This is a genomic window from Pseudomonas flexibilis (genome assembly GCF_000806415.1).
In the GTDB taxonomy this organism is placed as follows: domain Bacteria; phylum Pseudomonadota; class Gammaproteobacteria; order Pseudomonadales; family Pseudomonadaceae; genus Serpens; species Serpens flexibilis.
In genome coordinates this window covers 380,121-399,581 of the sequence record NZ_JTAK01000006.1, presented here as the reverse complement: position 1 = coordinate 399,581, position 19,461 = coordinate 380,121, and the positions used below count along the sequence as shown (strand labels likewise).

At 66.1% G+C, this 19,461-nt stretch carries 17 protein-coding genes; 13 read left to right on the top strand and 4 right to left on the bottom strand.

Annotation, left to right across the window (positions count from 1 at the left end):
- Positions 1 to 378: 378 nt before the first annotated feature.
- A complete protein-coding gene (locus PT85_RS16080) occupies positions 379 to 1,578 on the top strand; it encodes a GGDEF domain-containing protein (protein WP_039562525.1) in 1,200 nt (399 codons plus the stop codon).
- On the opposite strand, the gene PT85_RS16075 is transcribed toward PT85_RS16080, so the two are convergent.
- Both PT85_RS16075 and PT85_RS16070 read right to left on the bottom strand, forming a co-directional pair.
- Positions 1,569 to 2,891 carry an NTP/NDP exchange transporter gene (locus tag PT85_RS16075; RefSeq protein WP_234702717.1) on the bottom strand — a complete coding sequence of 441 codons (1,323 nt, stop codon included), beginning with the start codon at positions 2,889 to 2,891 and terminating at the stop codon, positions 1,569 to 1,571. The genes PT85_RS16080 and PT85_RS16075 overlap by 10 nt on opposite strands.
- Complete coding sequence (locus PT85_RS16070) at positions 2,863 to 3,783, bottom strand: aldo/keto reductase (RefSeq protein WP_039607201.1); 921 nt, start codon at positions 3,781 to 3,783, stop codon at positions 2,863 to 2,865. Before PT85_RS16070 ends, PT85_RS16075 begins: the two co-directional genes overlap by 29 nt.
- A 112-nt stretch (positions 3,784 to 3,895) precedes the next feature.
- Between PT85_RS16070 and PT85_RS16065 the strand changes: the two genes are divergently transcribed.
- Positions 3,896 to 4,492, top strand: a complete 597-nt coding sequence (locus PT85_RS16065; protein WP_175444365.1) for a TetR/AcrR family transcriptional regulator — start codon at positions 3,896 to 3,898, stop codon at positions 4,490 to 4,492.
- Positions 4,489 to 5,358, top strand: coding sequence for an alpha/beta hydrolase family protein (locus PT85_RS16060; RefSeq protein WP_039607200.1), 870 nt, complete (start codon positions 4,489 to 4,491; stop codon positions 5,356 to 5,358). Before PT85_RS16065 ends, PT85_RS16060 begins: the two co-directional genes overlap by 4 nt.
- A gap of 152 nt (positions 5,359 to 5,510) precedes the next feature.
- On the opposite strand, the gene PT85_RS16055 is transcribed toward PT85_RS16060, so the two are convergent.
- Together PT85_RS16055 and hslO are read right to left on the bottom strand one after the other, a co-directional pair.
- Positions 5,511 to 7,052 carry a phosphoenolpyruvate carboxykinase gene (locus PT85_RS16055; RefSeq protein ID WP_039562518.1) on the bottom strand — a complete coding sequence of 514 codons (1,542 nt, stop codon included), beginning with the start codon at positions 7,050 to 7,052 and terminating at the stop codon, positions 5,511 to 5,513.
- A 170-nt stretch (positions 7,053 to 7,222) separates the two neighbouring features.
- Entirely contained in the window at positions 7,223 to 8,116 is an 894-nt protein-coding gene (hslO, locus tag PT85_RS16050) for an Hsp33 family molecular chaperone HslO (RefSeq protein ID WP_039607199.1), read from the bottom strand.
- Positions 8,117 to 8,370: 254 nt separating this feature from the next.
- Between hslO and PT85_RS16045 the strand changes: the two genes are divergently transcribed.
- From PT85_RS16045 to PT85_RS16000, 10 genes are read left to right on the top strand one after another with little or no spacing between them, the layout of a single operon-like run.
- A complete protein-coding gene (locus PT85_RS16045) occupies positions 8,371 to 9,729 on the top strand; it encodes a UDP-glucose dehydrogenase family protein (RefSeq protein ID WP_039607198.1) in 1,359 nt (452 codons plus the stop codon).
- Positions 9,726 to 10,790 carry an NAD-dependent epimerase gene (locus PT85_RS16040; protein ID WP_027589977.1) on the top strand — a complete coding sequence of 355 codons (1,065 nt, stop codon included), beginning with the start codon at positions 9,726 to 9,728 and terminating at the stop codon, positions 10,788 to 10,790. Before PT85_RS16045 ends, PT85_RS16040 begins: the two co-directional genes overlap by 4 nt.
- 14 nt (positions 10,791 to 10,804) lie before the next feature.
- On the top strand, positions 10,805 to 11,545 hold the full coding sequence (locus tag PT85_RS16035) for a sugar transferase (protein WP_051587374.1): 741 nt from the start codon (positions 10,805 to 10,807) through the stop codon (positions 11,543 to 11,545).
- A gap of 39 nt (positions 11,546 to 11,584) precedes the next feature.
- A complete protein-coding gene (locus PT85_RS16030; protein WP_037008683.1) occupies positions 11,585 to 12,256 on the top strand; it encodes a CpsD/CapB family tyrosine-protein kinase in 672 nt (223 codons plus the stop codon).
- A gap of 11 nt (positions 12,257 to 12,267) precedes the next feature.
- Positions 12,268 to 13,272 carry a polysaccharide biosynthesis/export family protein gene (locus PT85_RS16025; RefSeq protein WP_027589974.1) on the top strand — a complete coding sequence of 335 codons (1,005 nt, stop codon included), beginning with the start codon at positions 12,268 to 12,270 and terminating at the stop codon, positions 13,270 to 13,272.
- Positions 13,273 to 13,277: 5 nt separating this feature from the next.
- The gene (locus tag PT85_RS16020; RefSeq protein WP_039607197.1) at positions 13,278 to 14,870 is read left to right on the top strand and encodes a GumC family protein; all 1,593 of its coding nucleotides are present in this window, start codon (positions 13,278 to 13,280) and stop codon (positions 14,868 to 14,870) included.
- Complete coding sequence (locus PT85_RS16015) at positions 14,843 to 15,976, top strand: glycosyltransferase family 4 protein (protein ID WP_039607196.1); 1,134 nt, start codon at positions 14,843 to 14,845, stop codon at positions 15,974 to 15,976. The genes PT85_RS16020 and PT85_RS16015 overlap by 28 nt, the downstream gene beginning before the upstream one ends.
- Complete coding sequence (locus PT85_RS16010) at positions 15,967 to 17,352, top strand: O-antigen ligase family protein (protein ID WP_039607195.1); 1,386 nt, start codon at positions 15,967 to 15,969, stop codon at positions 17,350 to 17,352. The genes PT85_RS16015 and PT85_RS16010 overlap by 10 nt, the downstream gene beginning before the upstream one ends.
- A complete protein-coding gene (locus tag PT85_RS16005; protein WP_039607194.1) occupies positions 17,349 to 18,317 on the top strand; it encodes a glycosyltransferase in 969 nt (322 codons plus the stop codon). The genes PT85_RS16010 and PT85_RS16005 overlap by 4 nt, the downstream gene beginning before the upstream one ends.
- On the top strand, positions 18,310 to 19,461 hold the full coding sequence (locus PT85_RS16000) for a glycosyltransferase family 2 protein (RefSeq protein ID WP_039562506.1): 1,152 nt from the start codon (positions 18,310 to 18,312) through the stop codon (positions 19,459 to 19,461). Before PT85_RS16005 ends, PT85_RS16000 begins: the two co-directional genes overlap by 8 nt.

Genomic DNA, 19,461 nt, shown 5'->3' with positions numbered 1-19,461 from the left:
TTCTGCGGTTTTCCCCACAGGCGGGGGATAGCCCTGTGCATAAGCTGTTGGCGCGCCGCTGCGCATGCGATGGCCTGTGCGCCGTAGCCATCTGGCTTTTTTTTGGCCATCCCTGCTGCGACCAGATGTCACTCTGCCATCTTCGTTGATCCAGCTCATGATTTTCGACGGAAGTCTGTGACAGGTTAGGCAGATACGGCATCCGATCCGAAGGGTACGGTCATGCCTGGCCTTACTCCTTGCGTGCGAGCGAAACGCTGCGGTGCCGCCAGCCGGCACTGCGGGTGGGTTAAGGACCTGAAGGAACCAGTCCCCAGCCCGCTGCGGCAGGGTTTTGCTCGGATGCAGCGCCCAATCACGTGAAGGTCCAACAATAAAATGCCCAAGCCCTTCGATCTGCTCATCCGGCGTCTTGCCTCGCTGCTGCCCAACGAGCTCAAGGCCGTCGAGTTTCCGCAACTGCTGCTGCCGAACCGCCATTCGTTACTGCTCAGCCAGCGCCGAGCAACCATGATCGTCAATCGCGTGCGCCTGTTTGCCTTCCTGTTCGCGCTGCTCACGCCGTTGTGGAGCGTGATCGACCTCATCGTCTTCGATTACCCGCTGTGGTCCAGCCTGGCGGTGTCCCGCCTGCTGGCCTCGATGGCCTTCGCCAGCCTGCTGGTGTTCTATCGTCCCAATGGCAACCTGCTGGATGCCTACCGGGCCATCGCCATCCTGTTCTTCATCCCCACGGTGTTCTACGTGGTGTCACACACCCTGATCACCGGGCACCAGCTTGAACCCTTCTCGGCGGCGGTGGCCACCGGCTACGCCTTCCTGCCCTTCGTGCTGATGGCCGGCCTGGCCATCTTCCCGCTGACCCTGGCGGAGAATCTGGTTCTGGCCAGCACGCTACTGCTCGCCCAGGGCCTGGCCGGCTTCCTGAATTGGCCGGTGCTCAACTGGCCGTCCTACGCCGGCGGCTACTGGCTGCTGGTGCTGATCGCCGGTGTCACCGCGCTGGCCTGCATGAGCCAGCTGGCCTTCATGATCGCCCTGGTGCGCCAGGCAATCCGCGATCCGCTGACCGGCATCCTGTCGCGCGGCAGCGGCACGGAAATCCTCCACCTGCTGTGGAGCAATGCCGAGCAGAACAATGGCTGCCTCGCGCTGGCCTTCTTCGACATCGATCACTTCAAGGCGATCAACGACACCTACGGCCACGAAGCCGGCGACCGGGTGCTGCAAGCGTTCACCAACAACCTGCAGACGCGCATGCGCGGCTCCGACACCCTGCTGCGCTGGGGCGGCGAGGAGTTCCTGCTGGTGATGCCCAACACCGACATGAACCAGGCGCGCCGCGCCCTGCAGCGCCTGACCGAATCCGGCCTGGGCGTGCGCCCGGACGGCACGCGGCTCACCGCCAGCATCGGCCTGTCGGAGCGCTGCGCCGATCGCGTGGCGTCCCCCACCGCATTGCTGGAACTGGCCGACCACCGCATGTACCGCGCCAAGACCGGCGGGCGCGACCAGATCTGCTCCACCCCGGACGGCCAGCCCGAGCCGGAGTCCTGCGCCCAGAGAGCCTACTGCTGAGGCGCGGCGCTGAGCGCATCGGCTCGACGTCCGAGGCGCCAGCCCAGCCAGCCCCATAGCGCCGCACACCCGGCGCCCACCAGGGCCACCGGCAGCGGCCCGTGACCCAGGGCATCCAGACCGCTCTTCAGCCAGGCGCTGGCCACGTCGCCGCCGCGGTACACCAGCGTGTCGATGACATTCTTGGCTCTGTACTTGCTCTGCGCATCCAGCGGCGCGAAGAGCATTTCGCGCCCCGGTCGGACGAAGGCATATTCGCCGATGCGTCGCACCACCATCAGCGCCGCCAGCAGCGCAAACACCGGCGCCAGCGCCAGCCCGAGAAAGCCCAGACACACCAGCAGGGGCACCACCGAGAGCAGCACGCGCACGCCCAGGCGCTTGGCGACCCGCCCGGTGATGAACAACTGGGCGATCAGCGCGCCGGCCTGCACGATCAGGTCGATCAGCGCGAACACCCGCACCTGGCTGGCGCGCTCAGGAAACAGCGCGCCCACCAGGCGGGCCTGCTCGAAATACAGGAAGGTGGTGGTGGTCGACAACAGCACCACGAACAATGCGATGCCCGCCAGGTAACGGGAGCGCAGCAGCAGGGTCAGGCCACTGAAGGGATTGCCGGGAATCGGCCGCCGACTGCTCTCGGCCGGTGGCGCGCCGGAACGCCCGGCGCCGTCCCGCTCGCGCCAGCCCATCAGATAGTGCTTGCAGCCCAGCGCCAGCGGCAGCAACAGGGCGGCCAGCACCAGCAGCCCGGCGGTGCCCAGGCGCCCCACCAGCAGCGCGCTCAGCATGGGGCCGAGCAAGCCACCGACACTGGCACCGGCGGCGATGAAGGCGAACAGCCGCTTGGCTTGCTGCCCGTCGAAGACATCCGCCATCAGGCTCCAGGCCACGGAGATCACGAACAGGTTGTAGACCGAGATCCACACGAAGAAGGCGCGCGCCAGCCAGACGTGGTCGGGCTGCACGGCGAACAGCAGCGCGAAGCCCGCCAGATGCGTGGCGAAGAAGCCGTATACCCAATCGAGGTAGCGCACCCGTGGCACACGGGCGCTCAGCCAGGCGAACAGTGGCACGGCCACCAGCATGCTCAGGAAGGTGGCGGTGAACAGCCACTGCAGGTGCTCGACCCCGCCCTGGATGCCCATGGCCTCGCGCAGCGGCCGCAGCATGAAGTAGCCCGAGAACAGGCACAGGAACAGCGCGAAGCCGACCAGCGCCGCCGGCAGCTCGGCCCGTCGCGCGTCGATCAGCCGCGCCAGCCGCTCGACAGGCTGCCGACCGTCAGGCGAAGGCCGCGACGATCCGCTCACGCAGCCTCGCATCCGGCAGGCGCCCGCGCCCGGCGAGCAGGTTGTCGGCCATGTAGCGCGGGTTGGAGGTGGCCGGGATCACCGCAGTCACCGCCGGCTGCGCGAGGATGAACTTGAGCAGCAGTTGCGCCCAGGAGGTGGCATCCACCTCCATCGCCCAGTCCGGCAGCGGCCGGTCCCTGACCCGCGACAGCAGCTGCCCGCGCGCGAACGGCCGGTTGATCAGCACGGCGATGCCGTGGTCCGCGCACCAGGGCAGCAGGCGCTGCTCGGCCAGCCGCTCGCCCACCGAGTAGTTGATCTGCACGAAGTCGATGCCCGGCTCTTTGGCCAGCACGTCCAGCACGTCCAGCACGTCCTGCTGGGCGGCCTCGCGGTAGTGGGTGATGCCGAGGTAGCGGATGCGCCCAAGCGCCTTCTGTTCGCGCAGCAGCTTCAACTGGGTGCGCGTGTCCTGCAGATTGTGCACCTGTACCAGATCGATCTGCGGAGTCTGTAGCGCCCGGAAGCTGGACTCCAGCTGACGGCGACCGGCCTGCTCGCCGCTCGCGGAGACCTTGGTGGCGAAGAACACCTTGTCGCGCACCGCCAACTGCTCCACCAGACGCCCGCACACCCGCTCGGCATTGCCGTAGCTGGGCGCGGTATCGATCAGCCGCGCGCCGCCGTTGACCAACGTCTTCAGTACCTCCAGCAACGGCTGCAGGGCCTCGTCATCCAGCGGCACATCATGGGTACGCGAGGTGCCCAATCCAATCACGGGCAGCGGCTCGCCAGTAGAGGGAATGGCGCGCTGCTGCAGCCGCGTCTGCGCCCACAGGGGGCCGCACGGCAGTTGGGCGAGGGCGGCCAGCAGGGTGGCATTCAGGAGGAACTGGCGACGGCTCGGCATGACGGATCCTCGGCAAGCAATGCCTGTGTGACAGCAGTCCCCGACACGCATTCACCCCGGCGGATTACCGCGCGGCTTGCGACTAGACCAAACGGTCTATAGAGTTCCGTCCATGAACGCATCCATGACCTCCCGGGACCGGCTGATTGCCGCCATGGCCGACGCCCTGCAGCGCAAGGGTCTGCATGGCGTCGGCCTCAACGAACTGCTCAGCCAGGCGGCCAGCCCCAAGGGCGTGCTCTATCACCATTTCCCCGGCGGCAAGACCGAATTGGCGGTGGCGGCCATCGACCGGGTGGTGACGCGCCTCGAAGGCTCGCTGGCCGCACTGGCCGAACAACCCGAACCGCTGCAGGCGCTGGCCGACTGGCTGGGCCAGGCCGAGCGACTGCTGCGTGACAGCGGCTTCGAACGGGGCTGCCCGCTGGCCACCGTCGCGCTGGAATCCACGGCGGACGACGACATGCTGCGCGGCGCACTGGCCCAAGGCTTCGCGCGCCTGCGCCAGGCCGTGAGCGGCTTGCTGGAGCGCCTTGGCATTGCGCCGCCCCGCGCCCAGGCGCTGGCCACGCTGGTGCTCTCCGCCTACGAAGGCGCCCTGCTGCAGGCGCGTGTCGCCGGCGATGGCGCGACCATGACGATCACCACCGGTCTGCTGCTGGACCTGCTGCAGCACGAACGAAACAACAAGAACCCGGAGTCCCCATGAACAGCTGCGTCGATAGCGCCCCGCGCACCGAGACCGTCACCTTCAACGCCCTGGACGGCTACCCGCTGACCGGTACCCGCTTCGCCGCCAGCGGTCCGCTGCGCGGCACGCTGCTGGTAGCCGGCGCCACCGGTGTGCCGCAGGGCTTTTATCGCCGCTTTGCCGAATACGCCAGCGGCCACGGCTATGCGGTGCTGACCTTCGACTACCGCGGCATCGGCCGCTCCCGGCCCGCCAGCCTGAAGGGCTTCGAGATGGAATACCTGGACTGGGCGCGCCTGGACCTGGCCGCCGCCGTCGAACAGGTCGACGCAACGCAGGGGCCGCTGTTCCTGGTCGGCCACTCCTTCGGCGGACATGCCTTCGGCCTGCTGCCCAGCCACACACGATTCGCCGGCGCCTACCTGTTCGGTACCGGCGCCGGCTGGCATGGCTGGATGCCGCTCGGCGAGCGCCTCAAGGTGATGCTGATGTGGAATCTGATCTTCCCGGTACTCAGCGCCTGGAAGGGCTATTCGCCCTGGAAGATGCTGGGATTGGGCGAGGACCTGCCGATGGGCGTGTATCGCCAGTGGCGCCGCTGGTGCAAGTTCCCGCGCTACTTCTTCGACGACCCGCAGATGCGCGGCATTGAGGAACCCTTCGCCACGGTGCGCACGCCGATCGTCGCGGCCAACACGCTCGACGACCTGTGGGCGCTGCCACGTTCGCGCGATGCCTTTGTGCAGGCCTACCGCAACGCACCGCTGCAGCGCCGCGACATCGACCCGACCCCGTTCGGCCATATCGGCCACATGGGCTATTTCCGTCCCGCCGCCCAGCCACTCTGGGACGAGGCGCTGGACTGGTTCGCGCAGCAGGCTTAGCGCCCCGGCGGCCACGGCCGCATCACCGCAGGGCGGTCGAGGCAACGCCTTGGCCGCCGAACGCGGCGTCGATGCACACCGCATCGCCGGCCGGAAACACGCCACCCACGAAAAAGCCGCCCGAAGGCGGCTCTTTCATCAGCAGGTGGCGCTTACAGCTGCGGACCGGCGTTACGGATGGCTTCGCTCACCTCGAACTTCTGGAAGTTCGTGACGAACTTGCCGGCCAGCTCGCGGGCGGCGGCATCGTAGGCAGCCTTGTCGGCCCAGGTGTTGCGCGGATTGAGCAGCTCGGTCTCAACGCCGGCGACGGCCTTCGGCACGTCCAGGTTGATGATCGGCAGGTGCTCGGTTTCCGCGCCCACCAGCGAGCCGTTCTGGATCGCAGCGATCACCGCACGGGTGGTCGGGATGCTGAAGCGCTTGCCGACGCCGTAGCCGCCACCGGTCCAGCCGGTGTTGACCAGGTAGACCTTGGAGCCGAATGCCTGGATGCGCTTGATCAGCAGCTCGGCGTAGACACCGGCCGGGCGCGGGAAGAAGGGCGCGCCGAAGCAGGTGGAGAAGGTGGACTTGATGCCGGCACCCGAACCCATTTCGGTGGAGCCGACCAGAGCGGTGTAACCGGACAGGAAGTGGTAGGCAGCCTGCTCGTTGTTGAGGATCGACACGGGCGGCAGCACGCCGGTCAGGTCGCACGTCAGGAAGATCACCGCCTTCGGCTCGCCACCCAGGTTCTTCTCGCTGCGCTTCTCCACGTATTCCAGCGGATAGGCGGCACGGCTGTTCTGGGTCAGGCTGTCGTCGGCATAGTCCGGGATGCGCTTGTCATCCAGCACGACGTTTTCCAGCACGGTACCGAACTGGATGGCCTTCCAGATCACCGGCTCGTTCTTCTCGGACAGGTCGATGCACTTGGCATAGCAACCGCCTTCGATGTTGAACACCACGCCTTCGCCCCAGCCGTGCTCGTCGTCGCCGATCAGGTAGCGGCTCGGGTCGGCGGACAGGGTGGTCTTGCCGGTGCCGGACAGGCCGAAGAACAGGGTGACGTCGCCGTCTTCGCCGATGTTGGCGGCGCAGTGCATCGGCAGCACGTCCTTCTCCGGCAGCAGGAAGTTCTGCACCGAGAACATCGCCTTCTTCATTTCGCCGGCGTAGCGCATGCCGGCGATCAGCACCTTCTTCTGGGCGAAATTGATGATCACGCAGCCATCGGAGTTGGTGCCGTCACGCTCGGGCACGCACTCGAAGTTGGCGACATTGAGCACCTGCCACTCGTCCTTGCCGGCCGGGTTGTAGGTGTGCGGGTTGATGAACAGCTGACGGCCGAACAGGTTCTGCCATGCGGTCTGGGTGGTCATCTTCACCGGCAGGTAGTGCTCACCGGCGGAACCGACATGCACATGGGAGACGAAATGATCCTGGGCGTTGTTGAACGCCACGACGCGGTCCCACAGGGCGTCGAACTTGTCGGCGGGGAAGGGACGGTTGATGGCGCCCCAGCCGATCTGTTCGCGGGTGCTCGGCTCTTCGACGATGAAGCGGTCGGCCGGGGAACGACCGGTGCGGTGACCGGTACGGACAACCAGTGCACCGTTGGCGGCCAGTTGGCCTTCGCCGCGGCGCAGCGCTTCCTCGACCAGCTGGGCGGGGCTGATATCGGTGTAAACAGTAGTGTTACCTTGCGTCATGTGCGTCCTCGTCGGCGGCTGCCGAGCCCTCTCTGTTGCTGTGTAGTGCCCCCAGGGTTCCACTACAGAAAAAAGTGCCGGGGATTATGCCAGAAACGCAGCGCCTTAGGGAGCGCTTCAAATGAAGCCTGGCTATCGCTGCGATTGAGCAAATCTCTCGTGAATGCCCCTCAATGCCGCGTGGACGACGGCTCGTCACTGCCTCCGCCAGCGAACAGCTGGGCGATATCGGCGGCATCGAAGAGATAACGGTGATTGCAGAACTGGCAGTCGATGCTCAGCGTGCCGCCTTCCTCTTCCAGCAAGCGGCGCGCATCCTCCTCGCCCAGGCTGACCAGCGCCCGCGACGAGCGCTCGCGCGAACAGCTGCAACGGAACTGCAAGGGTAGCGCGTCGAACAGACGCACCTGCTCCTGGTGATACAGGCGATGCAGCAGGGTTTCGTTGTCCAGCTTCAGCAGCTCTTCGGCGCGCAGGGTATCGGCCAGCGTAGTGACGTGCTCCCAGGCGGCCTGACGCTCCTCCGGGTCGCGCAGCCGGTCGGCAGGCAGCGCCTGGAGCATCAGCCCGCGTGCGCGCCGGCCGTCGGATTGCAGCCAGAACTTTGTGGGAAGCTGCTCGGAATTGACGAAATACTGGCTCAGGCATTCGGCCAGGTCGGCACCGTCCAGGGCGACGATCCCCTGGTAACGCTGGCCATCCTTGGGGTCCACGGTCAGCGCCAGCACACCCTCGGGCATCAGCTCGCGCAAGCCGGCCTGCGCGTCGATCTGCTCGGCATGGTAGCGGGCAATGCCACGTACCTCGCGCTCGCTGGAGCATTCCACCATCAGCAGCGGCACCGGACCGGACGAGCGAGCCTGCAGCACCAGCAAACCTTCGAACTTCAGATTGCCGGCCAGCAGGGCGGCCGCCGCCATCATCTCGCCCAGCAGGCGGGCTACCGGCTCGGGATAGGCGTGCTTGGCCAGCACCTGCTGGTAGCTGTCTTCAAGCGCGACCAGCTCGCCACGCACGTCGTTGTCATCGAAGAGAAACCGCTGGGAAAAGTCGAAATCGGACATCGGCAAGCCCTTGTGAGACCGCCGCACAGGCGGTGTCACGCTGCAAGGAAAACGCGAATTCTAGGTGCTTTCGCCTCCGCCTTCCAAGCTGCCCGGGGCCGGCGACTTTTTTCACCATTCGTCGCCTGCAAATTTTCTGCGCTCGTCTACGCTGCCCAGCTCCGCTTGCAGGGGGTCCGTTGCCTTGACAGTTTCCCGGACCCATCACCTATACCTGTAGGCGCAACACACACCTTGCCGAAGGGGCGCTAGACATGGATGTAAGCGTTTTCGGTACCGGCTACGTAGGATTAGTCCAAGCCGCTACCATGGCCGATGTCGGCCACCGCGTGGTTTGCGTCGACATCGACGCCAACAAGATCAAGCAACTGCAGCGTGGGGTCCCCACGATCCACGAGCCAGGCCTGTCAGGCCTGCTTGAGGACAACCTCAAGGCCGGCCGCCTGTCGTTCAGCACCCAGGCCAGCGATGCCGTCACCCATGGCGAGCTGATCTTCATTGCCGTGGGCACGCCGCCCGACGAGGATGGTTCTGCCGATCTCAGCCATGTGCTGACCGTCACCCGCGAGATCGTCGCGCAGATGACCGACGACCGCACCCTGATCATCAAGTCCACCGTGCCGGTGGGTACCGCCCATCAGGTGGAACAGACCGCTCGGGACGAACTGGTCCGCCTGGGCAAGCAGCACCTGCGGGTGCGCGTGGTCTCCAATCCGGAGTTTCTCAAGGAGGGCAGCGCGGTCGCCGACTGCATGCGCCCCGACCGCATCATCATCGGCACCGAGGACGAGCAGGCCCGCGCGCAGTTGGCCGAGGTCTACGCGCCGTTCTGTCGCAACCACGACAAGCTCATGTGGATGGACAACCGCAGCGCGGAACTCACCAAATACGCCGCCAATGCCATGCTGGCCACCCGTATCAGCTTCATGAACGAGCTGGCCAACCTCGCCGAACGCCTGGGCGCCGACATCGAAGCGGTGCGCAAGGGCATCGGCTCCGACCCGCGCATCGGCTACCACTTCATCTACCCCGGCTGCGGCTTCGGCGGCTCCTGCTTCCCCAAGGACATCCGTGCCCTGCTGCACACTGCCGAACGCAGCGGTATGCCGCTGCGCCTGCTGCAGACCGTCAGCGACATCAACGACAGCCAGCGCCACATCCTGCTGGCCAAGCTGCGCCAGCACTTCCCCGAAGGCCTGGCCGGCAAGGCAATCGCCCTCTGGGGTCTGGCCTTCAAGCCCAACACCGACGACATGCGCGAAGCGCCCAGCCGCTACCTGATGGAAGCGCTGTGGCGCGAAGGCGCCACGGTGCGCGCCTATGACCCGGAAGCCATGGCCGAATGCCGACGCCTGTACGGTCATCGCAACGACCTGGTGCTCTGCCCGACCCGCGACGACACCCTGCTGGATGCCGACGCCCTGGTCATCTGCACCGAATGGAAGACGTTCCGTGTGGTGGATTTCGACTGGCTGGCCAGCCAGTTGCGCGCTCGCCTGGTCGTCGACGGACGCAACCTCTACAACCCGGCCCAGGTGGCAGGTGCCGGCCTGCACTATCTGGGCATCGGCCTGCCACACATCGCCCCCGCCAGCCAAGCGAGCCCGCAATGAAGATCCTGCTGACAGGAGCCGCCGGCTTCATCGGTGCGCATTGCGCATTGCGCCTGCTGCGCGATGGTCACCGGGTGGTCGGCGTGGACAATTTCAACGACTACTACGACCCCGCCCTCAAGGAGGCTCGGGTCGAGTGGGTGCGCGAACAAGCGGGCGACTTTCCGCTGCTGCGCCTCGACCTGGCGGATGCCTCCGCCACCGCCGAGGTATTCGCGGAGGTCCAGCCCGATGCCGTCATCCACCTGGCCGCCCAGGCCGGCGTCAGGCATTCGCTCAGCCACCCGCGCGCCTACACCCGCAGCAACATCGAAGCGTTCCTGAACATTCTCGAAGGTTGCCGCGCCAACCCCGTGGAACACCTGCTGTACGCCTCGTCCAGCTCGGTATACGGCGCCAACCAGCACACGCCCTATTCGGTGCACCATCCGGTCGACCATCCGCTCTCGCTGTATGCGGCGACCAAGAAGGCCAACGAGGCGATGGCTCACGCCTACAGTCACCTGTTCGGCATTCCCTGCACCGGGCTGCGCTTCTTCACCGTGTACGGTCCCTGGGGCCGACCGGATATGTCCCCCGTCCAGTTCGCCCGCGCCATCAGCACGGGGCAGCCCCTGCAGCTGTTCAACCACGGCCAGCATCAGCGCGACTTCACCTACATCGACGACATCGTCGAGGGCCTGGTGCGCCTGCTCGACCATCCGCCGAGCCCGGACTCCGCATGGGACCGAGACCGGCCCGACCCGGCCAGCAGCATGGCGCCCTGGCGCCTGCTCAACATCGGCGGCCAATCGCCTGTGGAGCTGCTGGAGTACGTCGCAACCCTGGAAAAACACCTTGGGCAGAAGGCACAGGTACAACTCAGGCCCCTGCAACCCGGTGACGTGCTGAGTACCTGCGCGGATGCCGGCGAGCTACAGCAACTGACTGGTTTTTCGCCACGGATCGGCCTCGACGAGGGAATCGCCCGGTTCGTGGAGTGGTTTCGCGCCTACTACCACCCGGACGCATCTGCCCGATCCGGCGCCGTTTCGCCCGGGCAGATCGCCCTGACTCGTTGAGGAGACCGTTCGGCATGACTGCTTCGCATAGCAAACCGCTGCTGGGAACCCGCGAAAAGCGCCTTGATCCTGCACTGCGCAAGACGATCGGCGAAAGTCTCTATATCCAGGATCGGGGCTGGATCACGGGGCGCGCCGGTGGCCGGCCCTGGAACCTGTCGCATACCAAGCGCTGGCTGGACGCCGGCGGCGCCCTCCTGCTGCTGCTGGTGCTCTCCCCCTTACTGCTCGGCATCGCCTTGCTGATCAAGCACCACAGCCCCGGCCCGGTGTTCTTCGTGCAACAACGCACCGGCTACCGCGGTAGGCGCTTCGGCATGATCAAGTTCCGCACCATGGTGGCCAACGCCGAGGCGCTCAAGGAGTCCCTGCGCCATCTCAACAAGCACGGTGCCGATTCGGTCGACTTCAAGATCGACAACGACCCGCGGGTCACCCCGATCGGTCGCTGGCTGCGCAAGACCAGCCTCGACGAACTGCCCAACCTGGTGAACGTGGTGCTCGGCGACATGCGCTTGGTCGGACCGCGCCCCACCTCCTTCAACGCCTCGCGCTACCACCGCCACCACCTCGGGCGGCTCAGCACCTATCCGGGCATGACCGGGCTCTGGCAGATCTCCGGGCGCAGCGACGTCGATTTCGACGACCGCGTGAACCTGGACATGCAATACATCCACCAGCAGGGGCCGCTGCAGGATCTGCAGATCCTACTCAAGACCCCCGCCAAGGTGCTTTCCGGCCATGGCGCCGGCTAGCCCCTCAATCGCCTCGTTTTTTATCTGGAGCAGCCGTCCATGAAAATGCTCAGCGCCAACGAAGTCGGGCTCCCCGTGGAGCGTGACAAACCCATTCTCGAAGCCAGCGAGAGCAACCTCATCGCCACGGTCCTGAACCCGGCCTGCCGGACGCTGCTGATCACGGCGCCCAACGCCGGCTGCGGCGGCACCACCAGCGCGCTGACGCTCGCGCAACAGCTGGCCATGTCCAGCGCCGGCAGAGTGCTGCTGGTGGATGCCAGCCCGTCACCACGCGGACTGACCTCCCTGTACCAGCTCAACGGATCGCCCGGACTGCTTGATCTGCTGGCCAGCGACGATATGCCGGGCCTGCTGAACCAGTGCGTGTACCCGCACCCCGACCTGCCTTTCGATCTGTTGCCTCTGGGCGTTCCCCATGGGCATGGCAGGCATCTGCTGCACGAGCAGATTCCCCAGCTGTTCAGCGTGCTCTCCGCGGGCTACCGCTTCGTGGTGATCGATGGCGAAGCCATCTATTCCAGCAGCTACAGCCTCGGCCTGGCCGCACGGGTCGACGGCGTGATTCTGGTGGTGCGTGGCGAGGAAACCCGCTGGGAAGTCGCCCAGGCTGCCGTCCAGCGCCTGCGCCAGGCCAATGCCAATCTGCTGGGCAGCATTTTCAACGCACGTCGTTACTACACGCCGAAATGGCTGTATCGCTATCTGTGAGGGAGACAAGGATGAACGTCACGAAAGGACTCGCATCAGCTCTGCTGCTGGGCACCCTGCTGGGCTGCAGCAGCCAGGAGCGCATCATGCAGGCCCAGATCCTCTCCGCCCCCGAGGAGATGGCCGGGCGCACCGAGATCCTGCCGATCCGGCAGGTACTGCGCCCGCATGACGTGCTGGAGGTGATCTACCACATCGCACTGGACTCCAACGCCGCCTACCGCATCCAGAGCGGCGACCAGTTGGACCTGAACTTCATCTCCGCCCGAGGCATGAGCGGCTCGAAGACGGTCATGCCGGACGGCACGGTCAGCCTCGAGTACGTGGGTTCGGTGAAGGTCACCGGCCTGACCGTCAAGGAAGTCGAGGCCAAGCTGACCGAGCTGTATGCCCAGACCCTGCGCAACCCGATCATCTCCGCCTCGGTACCCCGGGCCCAGAGCAACCTGCAGAACCTGCGCGACACCCTGTTCAGTCCCGGCAGCGGCATGAGCCGTGACATCACCATCGGCCCGGACGGCCGGGCGACCTTCCCCATGCTGGGCAGCATGGCACTGTCGGGTGTCACCCTCGACGAGCTGCAGAAGACCCTCAGCCGCCGCTATGCCTCGGAGGTTGGCCCGCTGAAGGTGGACGTGCTGCTCAAGAGCAGCGCGGCCAACGAGGTCTTCGTCCTCGGCGAGGTGGGCCAGCCGGGGGCCTATGCGGTCCGCCGCCCGATCTCGGTGCTCGAGGCGCTTACCCTGGCCCGCGGCTATACCCCGCGCTCCAACCTCAGCGAGGTGATGGTGGTCAATCGCCAGGGCGAACAGGTCATCACCCGCACCTACGACATCAAGTCGGTACTCAAGGACAAGGCCGCAGCGATGGCCTACCTGCAGCCCGACGACCTTCTGTTCATCCCCAAGACCGGGTTGGCCGAGGCCGGCGACACCATCCGCCAGCTCTCCGACCTGATCCTCTTCAGTGGCTTCAACTTCGGCTTCAGCTATGAAGTCAACAACGGGAACGACTAGACGTCATGAACCAGACCGAAAACTACCTGCATGAATTCCTGCGGATATTTTTTGCCAACCAGCGGCTGATCAAGCGGGTGTTCCTGTTCTTCGCCGCGATCACCCTGCTGATCCCGGTGCTGGCTAAGCCGACCTTCGACATCACTGCGGAAGTGCTGGTGCAGTCGAAGAAGCTTCCCCAGATGGATCCCAGCGGCGGCGCGCTGAACAAGCTCAGCGACGTGTTCGTGCCGCCGACCCTGATCGACATGGAAACCGAAAGCAGCATCCTGCGCTCGCCGGCGCTGGTTCGCCGCACCGTCGAGCAGCTGTATGCCGAAGGGCACTTCCAGGAGGAGCCGGGGCTGCTGCAACGCTGGGTGAGCGATCCCTGGCGCCGCCATGTCAGCGAGCCCTTCCAGGCCCATGTGCTTAATCCGCTGCGCGAGCTGTTCGGCATGGAGGTCGAGCCGATCCGCGACAACCTGCTCGATGCGCTGGCCATGATGGTGCTGGAAGACCTGGAGATTCAGACCCTGCCCGGCTCGAACGTGATCAGCGTTGCCTACAGCGCCGGCGAGCCGGTGTTCGGCACGCTGCTGATCAATCGCCTGCTGGACACCTACCTGATCCATCGCCAGGAGCTGTACTCGAACGACCTGCCCCTGGACTTCTACGAGCAGAAGAAACTGCAGTACCAGGAACGCCTGAAGGGCCTGGAAGAGCAACGCCTGACCCTGCTGGAAGGCGCCAAGGCCGCCAACCCGGACGAGGAGATCACCTTCCTGCTCAGCGCCATCAACCAGGAAGAACTGAACCTCAGCCAGTACCGGGACCGGGCACTGGAAGGCAACCGCTGGCTCGACTACCTGCAGAAGAGCCTCAACGTGGCAACCCAGGCACGCCTGAACGACTACAGCTTCCCCTACACCTTCGCCCAGACTCTGGAGAACGCCACCTACGACGACCGCGAGATCCGCCAGCTCGGTGACCGCCTGATCGAGCTGGTCAGCCAGTACGGCACCGAAAGCGACATCTTCCAGGCCGACAGCGTACCGATGCAGACCCTGCGCGCGCAGATCCAGCGCGCCCGCCAGCAGTTCCTGCAGGTGGTGAGGAACCGGATCCAGGAGCGGGAGAAGAATCAGGAAATCGTCACCGGGGTGATCGCCCAGAAAAGCGAGCGCGTCGCCGAATACAAGAGCCGCATCCGCGATCTGCAGGGCATCCAGTCGCAACTGCGCCAGCTGAACACGGAGATCGAGGCGCTGCATCAGGCGTTCTTCGCCTATACCCAGCGCTACGAGGAAAGCCGGACCAGTGACGTGCTGGGTGCCCTGTCCAATGCGCGCATCCTGACGCGGCCGTTCGAACCCACCGAAGCCACCTTCCCGGTGCCCTCCAAGGTCATTCCGCTGGGCTTGCTGACCGGACTGCTCCTGGCCATCGCCCTGGGCTACATCCGCGAGTTCTTCGATCACCGCTTCAAGCACCCGGGTCAGGTCGGTGAGCAGCTGGGCCTGCCGGTACTCATGACCATCGACGCCGATGATCCCGACCAAACCGACCCGCACAAGACAGGACGTCTGCCATGGATTCGGCACTGGGCTGCCAGCTGACCGCAACACGGGACGCGCCACAGCGCATCGTGCACCTGCTCGGCAGCGGCGGCTTCTACGGACTGGAGCGCATGCTGCTCGACCACTGCCTGCATGTGCCGGGGAAACATCAGGTGTGGCTGCTCAGCGGTCCCGACAGCCTGTTCCAGCGTTTCGCCGCAGCCGGCGTGGAGATCCGCCGCTGCGGCGGCGGGCTGCGCGAACTGCTGCAGGCCATACGCCAGGCGCAATTTGACCCGGCCGGCCCCCGGCTGCTGATCAACGCCCACGGTTTCAAGGGCCTGGTGCTCGGCTGGCTGGCCGCCTGCCGTTTCGGCCTGCCGCTGATCGCCACCCAGCACGGCTTCACGCCCAGCAACCGCAAGCAGCGCGTGTACACCTGGCTGACCCTGCAGCTATGCCGCACGCCGCAGGTGAAGGCGGTGGTCTGCGTAGCCGACAGCATTGCCCGCCTGTTGCGCAAGGCCGGCGTGCGCGGACACAAGCTGCATGTGCTGCCCAATGGCCTGCCGGCAAGTGCTGGACAACCGGTCGGACGTCCGGCTGCAGCCCCACCGGCGCCGCTGCTGGGCTTCGTCGGTCGGCTCAGCCTGGAAAAGGGACCGGACCTGTTCGTCGAGCTGGCCATCGCGCTGTGTCGACGCCATCCGGCGCTGTCAGTGGTACTGCTGGGTGAAGGTCCGCAGCGCGCAGAACTCGAAGCACGCATCGCGGCGTCTGGCCTTTGCGGACGCATCCTGCTCCCCGGCTACCAGGAGCGGATGACCGACTGGCTGAGCGCGCTGACCGTGCTGGTCCTCAGCTCGCGGACCGAGGGAACGCCCATGGTGCTGCTGGAAGCCATGCAGCTCGGTACTCCCATCGCCACCTTCGCGGTAGGCGGGATTCCCGACGTGCTCATCCATGAGCAGTCCGCGCTGCTCAGTCCGGCCGAGGATCTGCCCGACCTGATCACCCAGACCGAACGCCTGCTCAACGACCCGTTGCTGCGCCAGCGCCTGGCCGAACGGGCCCGTCAGGTTCAGCAGGAACGCTTTCACCTACCTGGCCAGACCGCACGCTGGGACCAGCTCTATCGTCGCGCGGGAAACCCTTCATGGCATTGATACTTCCGCTGTCCCTGCTGCTCGGCCTGACCATCGCCATCCTGTTGGCCGGTCCCCTGCCGTTCGTAGCGCCGCTGCTGGCGCCCGCACTGATCGCGCTCGGCGTGCTGTACAAGCATCCCTCCTGGGGCATTCTCGGTCTGGTGGCGATGATTCCGGTCGAGGGCCTGTTCCCGGAGGGCAGCGCCATCACCGGCGGCAAGCTGGTGGGCTACACCCTGATCCTGGTGGTGGCCTTGCAGCTGCTGCTGCGCCAGCTGCCCGAGCAGCGCCTGCGCAGCAACCTGTGGAAGCTGCTGCTGCCATTTCTGTTCTGCTATGTGCTGAGCATTCTCTACAGCCGGCACATTCCCCTGTCGCTGGAAACCCTGCGCCAGCTGTCGGTCGGCCTGTCACTGTTCGGCCTGACCCTGCTGCTCTACAAGGAGCTCGACCTGCTCTGGCTGGCCCGTCTGATGGTGCTAGGTGTCAGCGTCAGCGGCGTCATCGCGCTGGACAACATCGACGAGCGCACCGGTCGCTCCCTGGGATTGCTCACCGATCCCAACTATTTCGCCCTGCTGCTGACCACCGCCATTCCGCCCGCACTGCTGCTGGCCCTGCGCGCCCGCCATCTGCTGATGCGCCTGTTCTGGCTGGGCCTGATGGTGTTCCTGATCTTCGGCCTGACCAAGACCGGCTCGCGTTCGGGCTTCCTGATCTTCCTGCTCTGCCTGTTGGGGGCGCTCTGGCACTTTCGCGCCTACCGCCGCTACATCCAGCCGCGCCACTTCGGCTTCATTCTACTGGCGCTGATGATCGGCGCCCCGCTGGCCTTCCAGGCATTGCCCGATGAGTACGTCGAGCGGGTCAAGACCCTGGCCTTCATCAAGCAGGGAGTGCGTTCCTACGACGACCCCTCTCTGGGCCGCCGCACCTCCTATCTGGTCGTCGGCAGCCAGGTGATTGCCGAGCATCCGTTGCTCGGTTCGGGGCCGGGCACCTTCCCGCTGGAATACGCCGAGTCGGGCTTCGCCGTGGCTTTCTCCCTCAGCCCCAATGACCCCAACCTGCACCGGGTCGCCCACAACACCTATATGGGCATGCTCAGCGAGGTCGGCCTGCCCGGTGGCCTGCTGTTCATCGCCCTGGTGCTGCTTGGCCTGAAGAACTTTCAGCACGCCCGCGCGCACTGGCTCCAGGCTGGCGACAACCATCGCGCGCAGCTGGCGGCCTTCATGGGGCTGACGTTTCTGGCCCTGAGCGTGTTCCTGCTGTTCCTGAGCATCCCCAATAGCAAGCTGCTGTGGATCCTGCTGGCCATCTCCAGCGGCATGCGCCTGGAAACCACCGAGGCGACCGCGGCGGCCACCCTGCCGGAGGCACGTCCCGCATGAGCCAGGCCATCAGCGTCGTCATCCCGATGTTCAACGAGGCTCGGCACATCACCCGCACCCTACAGGCCGTGCGAGCGGCCGCCGAGCGCGCCGGGTGCGAGTGGGAAGTGATCGTCGTCGACAACGGTTCCAGCGACGACGGTCCGCGGATCGCCCGGGAGCTCGGCGCCAGGGTACTGGACTGTCCTCGCCTCAGCATCGCCGCCCTGCGCAACCGGGGCGCGGCGGCCTCCCGACACGCGTGGCTGGCGTTTCTCGATGCCGACATGCAGGTGCCGGAAAGCTGGCTGCTGGAATGGAACAACGTTCGCCAGAAGGACTGCGCCGACGTGCTCGGACTGGTCCATCAGCCGCCACCGCAAGCGCCCTGGTACGCCCGCGCCTGGCTGCACAAGGTGGCCGCCGAGCGTGATCGCGCCACCCTGCTGGACTGGCTCCCCACTGCCAACCTGTGCCTGGAGCGGCACTGGTTCGAGCGGGTCGGCGGCTTCGATGAGCGTCTGCGCACCGGCGAGGACAAGGACTTCAGCCTGCGCCTGGGCCGCGCCGGGGCCCGCCTGCTCAGCCTGCCCACTCCCACGGTGCTCAACTGGGGCTTTGAAACCAGCTGGCGCGAATGGCTGGGCAAGGAGCTCTGGCGACAGAACAGCCTGGTTCAGCTGCTGCGTGGCAACCAGCTCAATCCACGCCTGCTGCGCTTTCCACTGCTGGCGGCTGGCCACTGGGCGGTTACCGCATTCGCACTGCTCCTCCTGCTGCTTGGTCAGCCGCTGGCGGCTCTGGGCGTCTTCGCCTTCGGCTGGTTGCCAGCCGCCCTGCTGACACTGCGCCATCGCTACAACCGCCGACGCCCGCTGCTGGCGCTGCGTCTGCTGCTGCTGCACTGGCTGCGCATGCACGTGGCCGGACTGGCCCTGCTGCTCGGATTCCTGGACTTGACCGCACGGAGGCCCTCACGTGGCTGAAGCACTGTTCTGGCTCTGCCTTTTCCTGCCCTTCTTTGCCTACCTGGGCTATCCCGCCCTACTGGCGCTCTACGGCTTGCTGCAGCCGCCGCCCCGCATGGCGCTCCCCGCCGAGCGCCCGCGGGTAAGCCTGATAGTCGCCGCCTACAACGAGGAGCGGCACATGCAGGCCAAACTGCAATCGCTGCTCGACGCCGATTACCCGCACGAGTTGTGCCAGATCATCATCGCCAGCGATGGCTCCAGCGACGCCACCGTGTCGCTGGCTCAACGCTTCGCCGACGAGCATCCCGACCACGACATCCGCGTCCTGGACCTGCCCCGCGGCGGCAAGGCCGAGGCCCTGAACGGGGCGGTGTCGGTCGCCGACGGCGATATCCTGGTGTTCAGCGATGCCGACACGCTCTGGGAGCCGGACACCCTGGCGCAGCTGGTGCAGCCATTTGCCGATCCCCGCGTCGGCGCCGTGGCCGGCAACGTGGCCATTCCCTCGTCCGGCCGGGCCCTGGCCATCGGCGACCGCCTCTACCGCGCCTACGAGTCCTGGCTGCGCCGCCTGGAAAGCCGTACCGGCTGCATGGCCTCCGCCGATGGCGGATTGCAGGCGCTGCGCCGCGAACTGTTCCAGCCCGTGCCGGGCGATGTGACCGACGACTTCTTCCTGACCACCTGCGCCTCGGTGGCCGGCCGGCAGATCGTCTTCGCCGAAAACGCCCGGGTCGTGGATACCGGCGTGGAAACCGCCGGCAACCAGTTCCGACGCCGGCACCGCATCACCACCCAGGGCCTGCAGAGCCTGGTGCGCCGCCGCGAATTGCTCGATCCGCGTCGCCACGGCTTCTTCGCCATCGGCCTGCTGACCCACAAGCTGCTCCGCCGCCTGGTGCCGATCCTGCTGATTCCGCTGCTGCTCAGCAATCTCTGGCTCTGGGACAGCGGCGCGTTCTATCGCTTCACGCTGCTCGCCCAGCTGAGCGGCTACGCCGTCGCCCTGGTCGGCCTGCTGGGCCGTCATCACCGCCTGCCGAAGCCCTTCCGCCTGGCCGCCTACGTGCTGGTCACCCTCACCGCCATCGGCGCCGGCGTCTGGCACTTCGCCAGTGGCCAACGCTTCAGCCAGTGGAATCCGCAACAGAATCGCTGA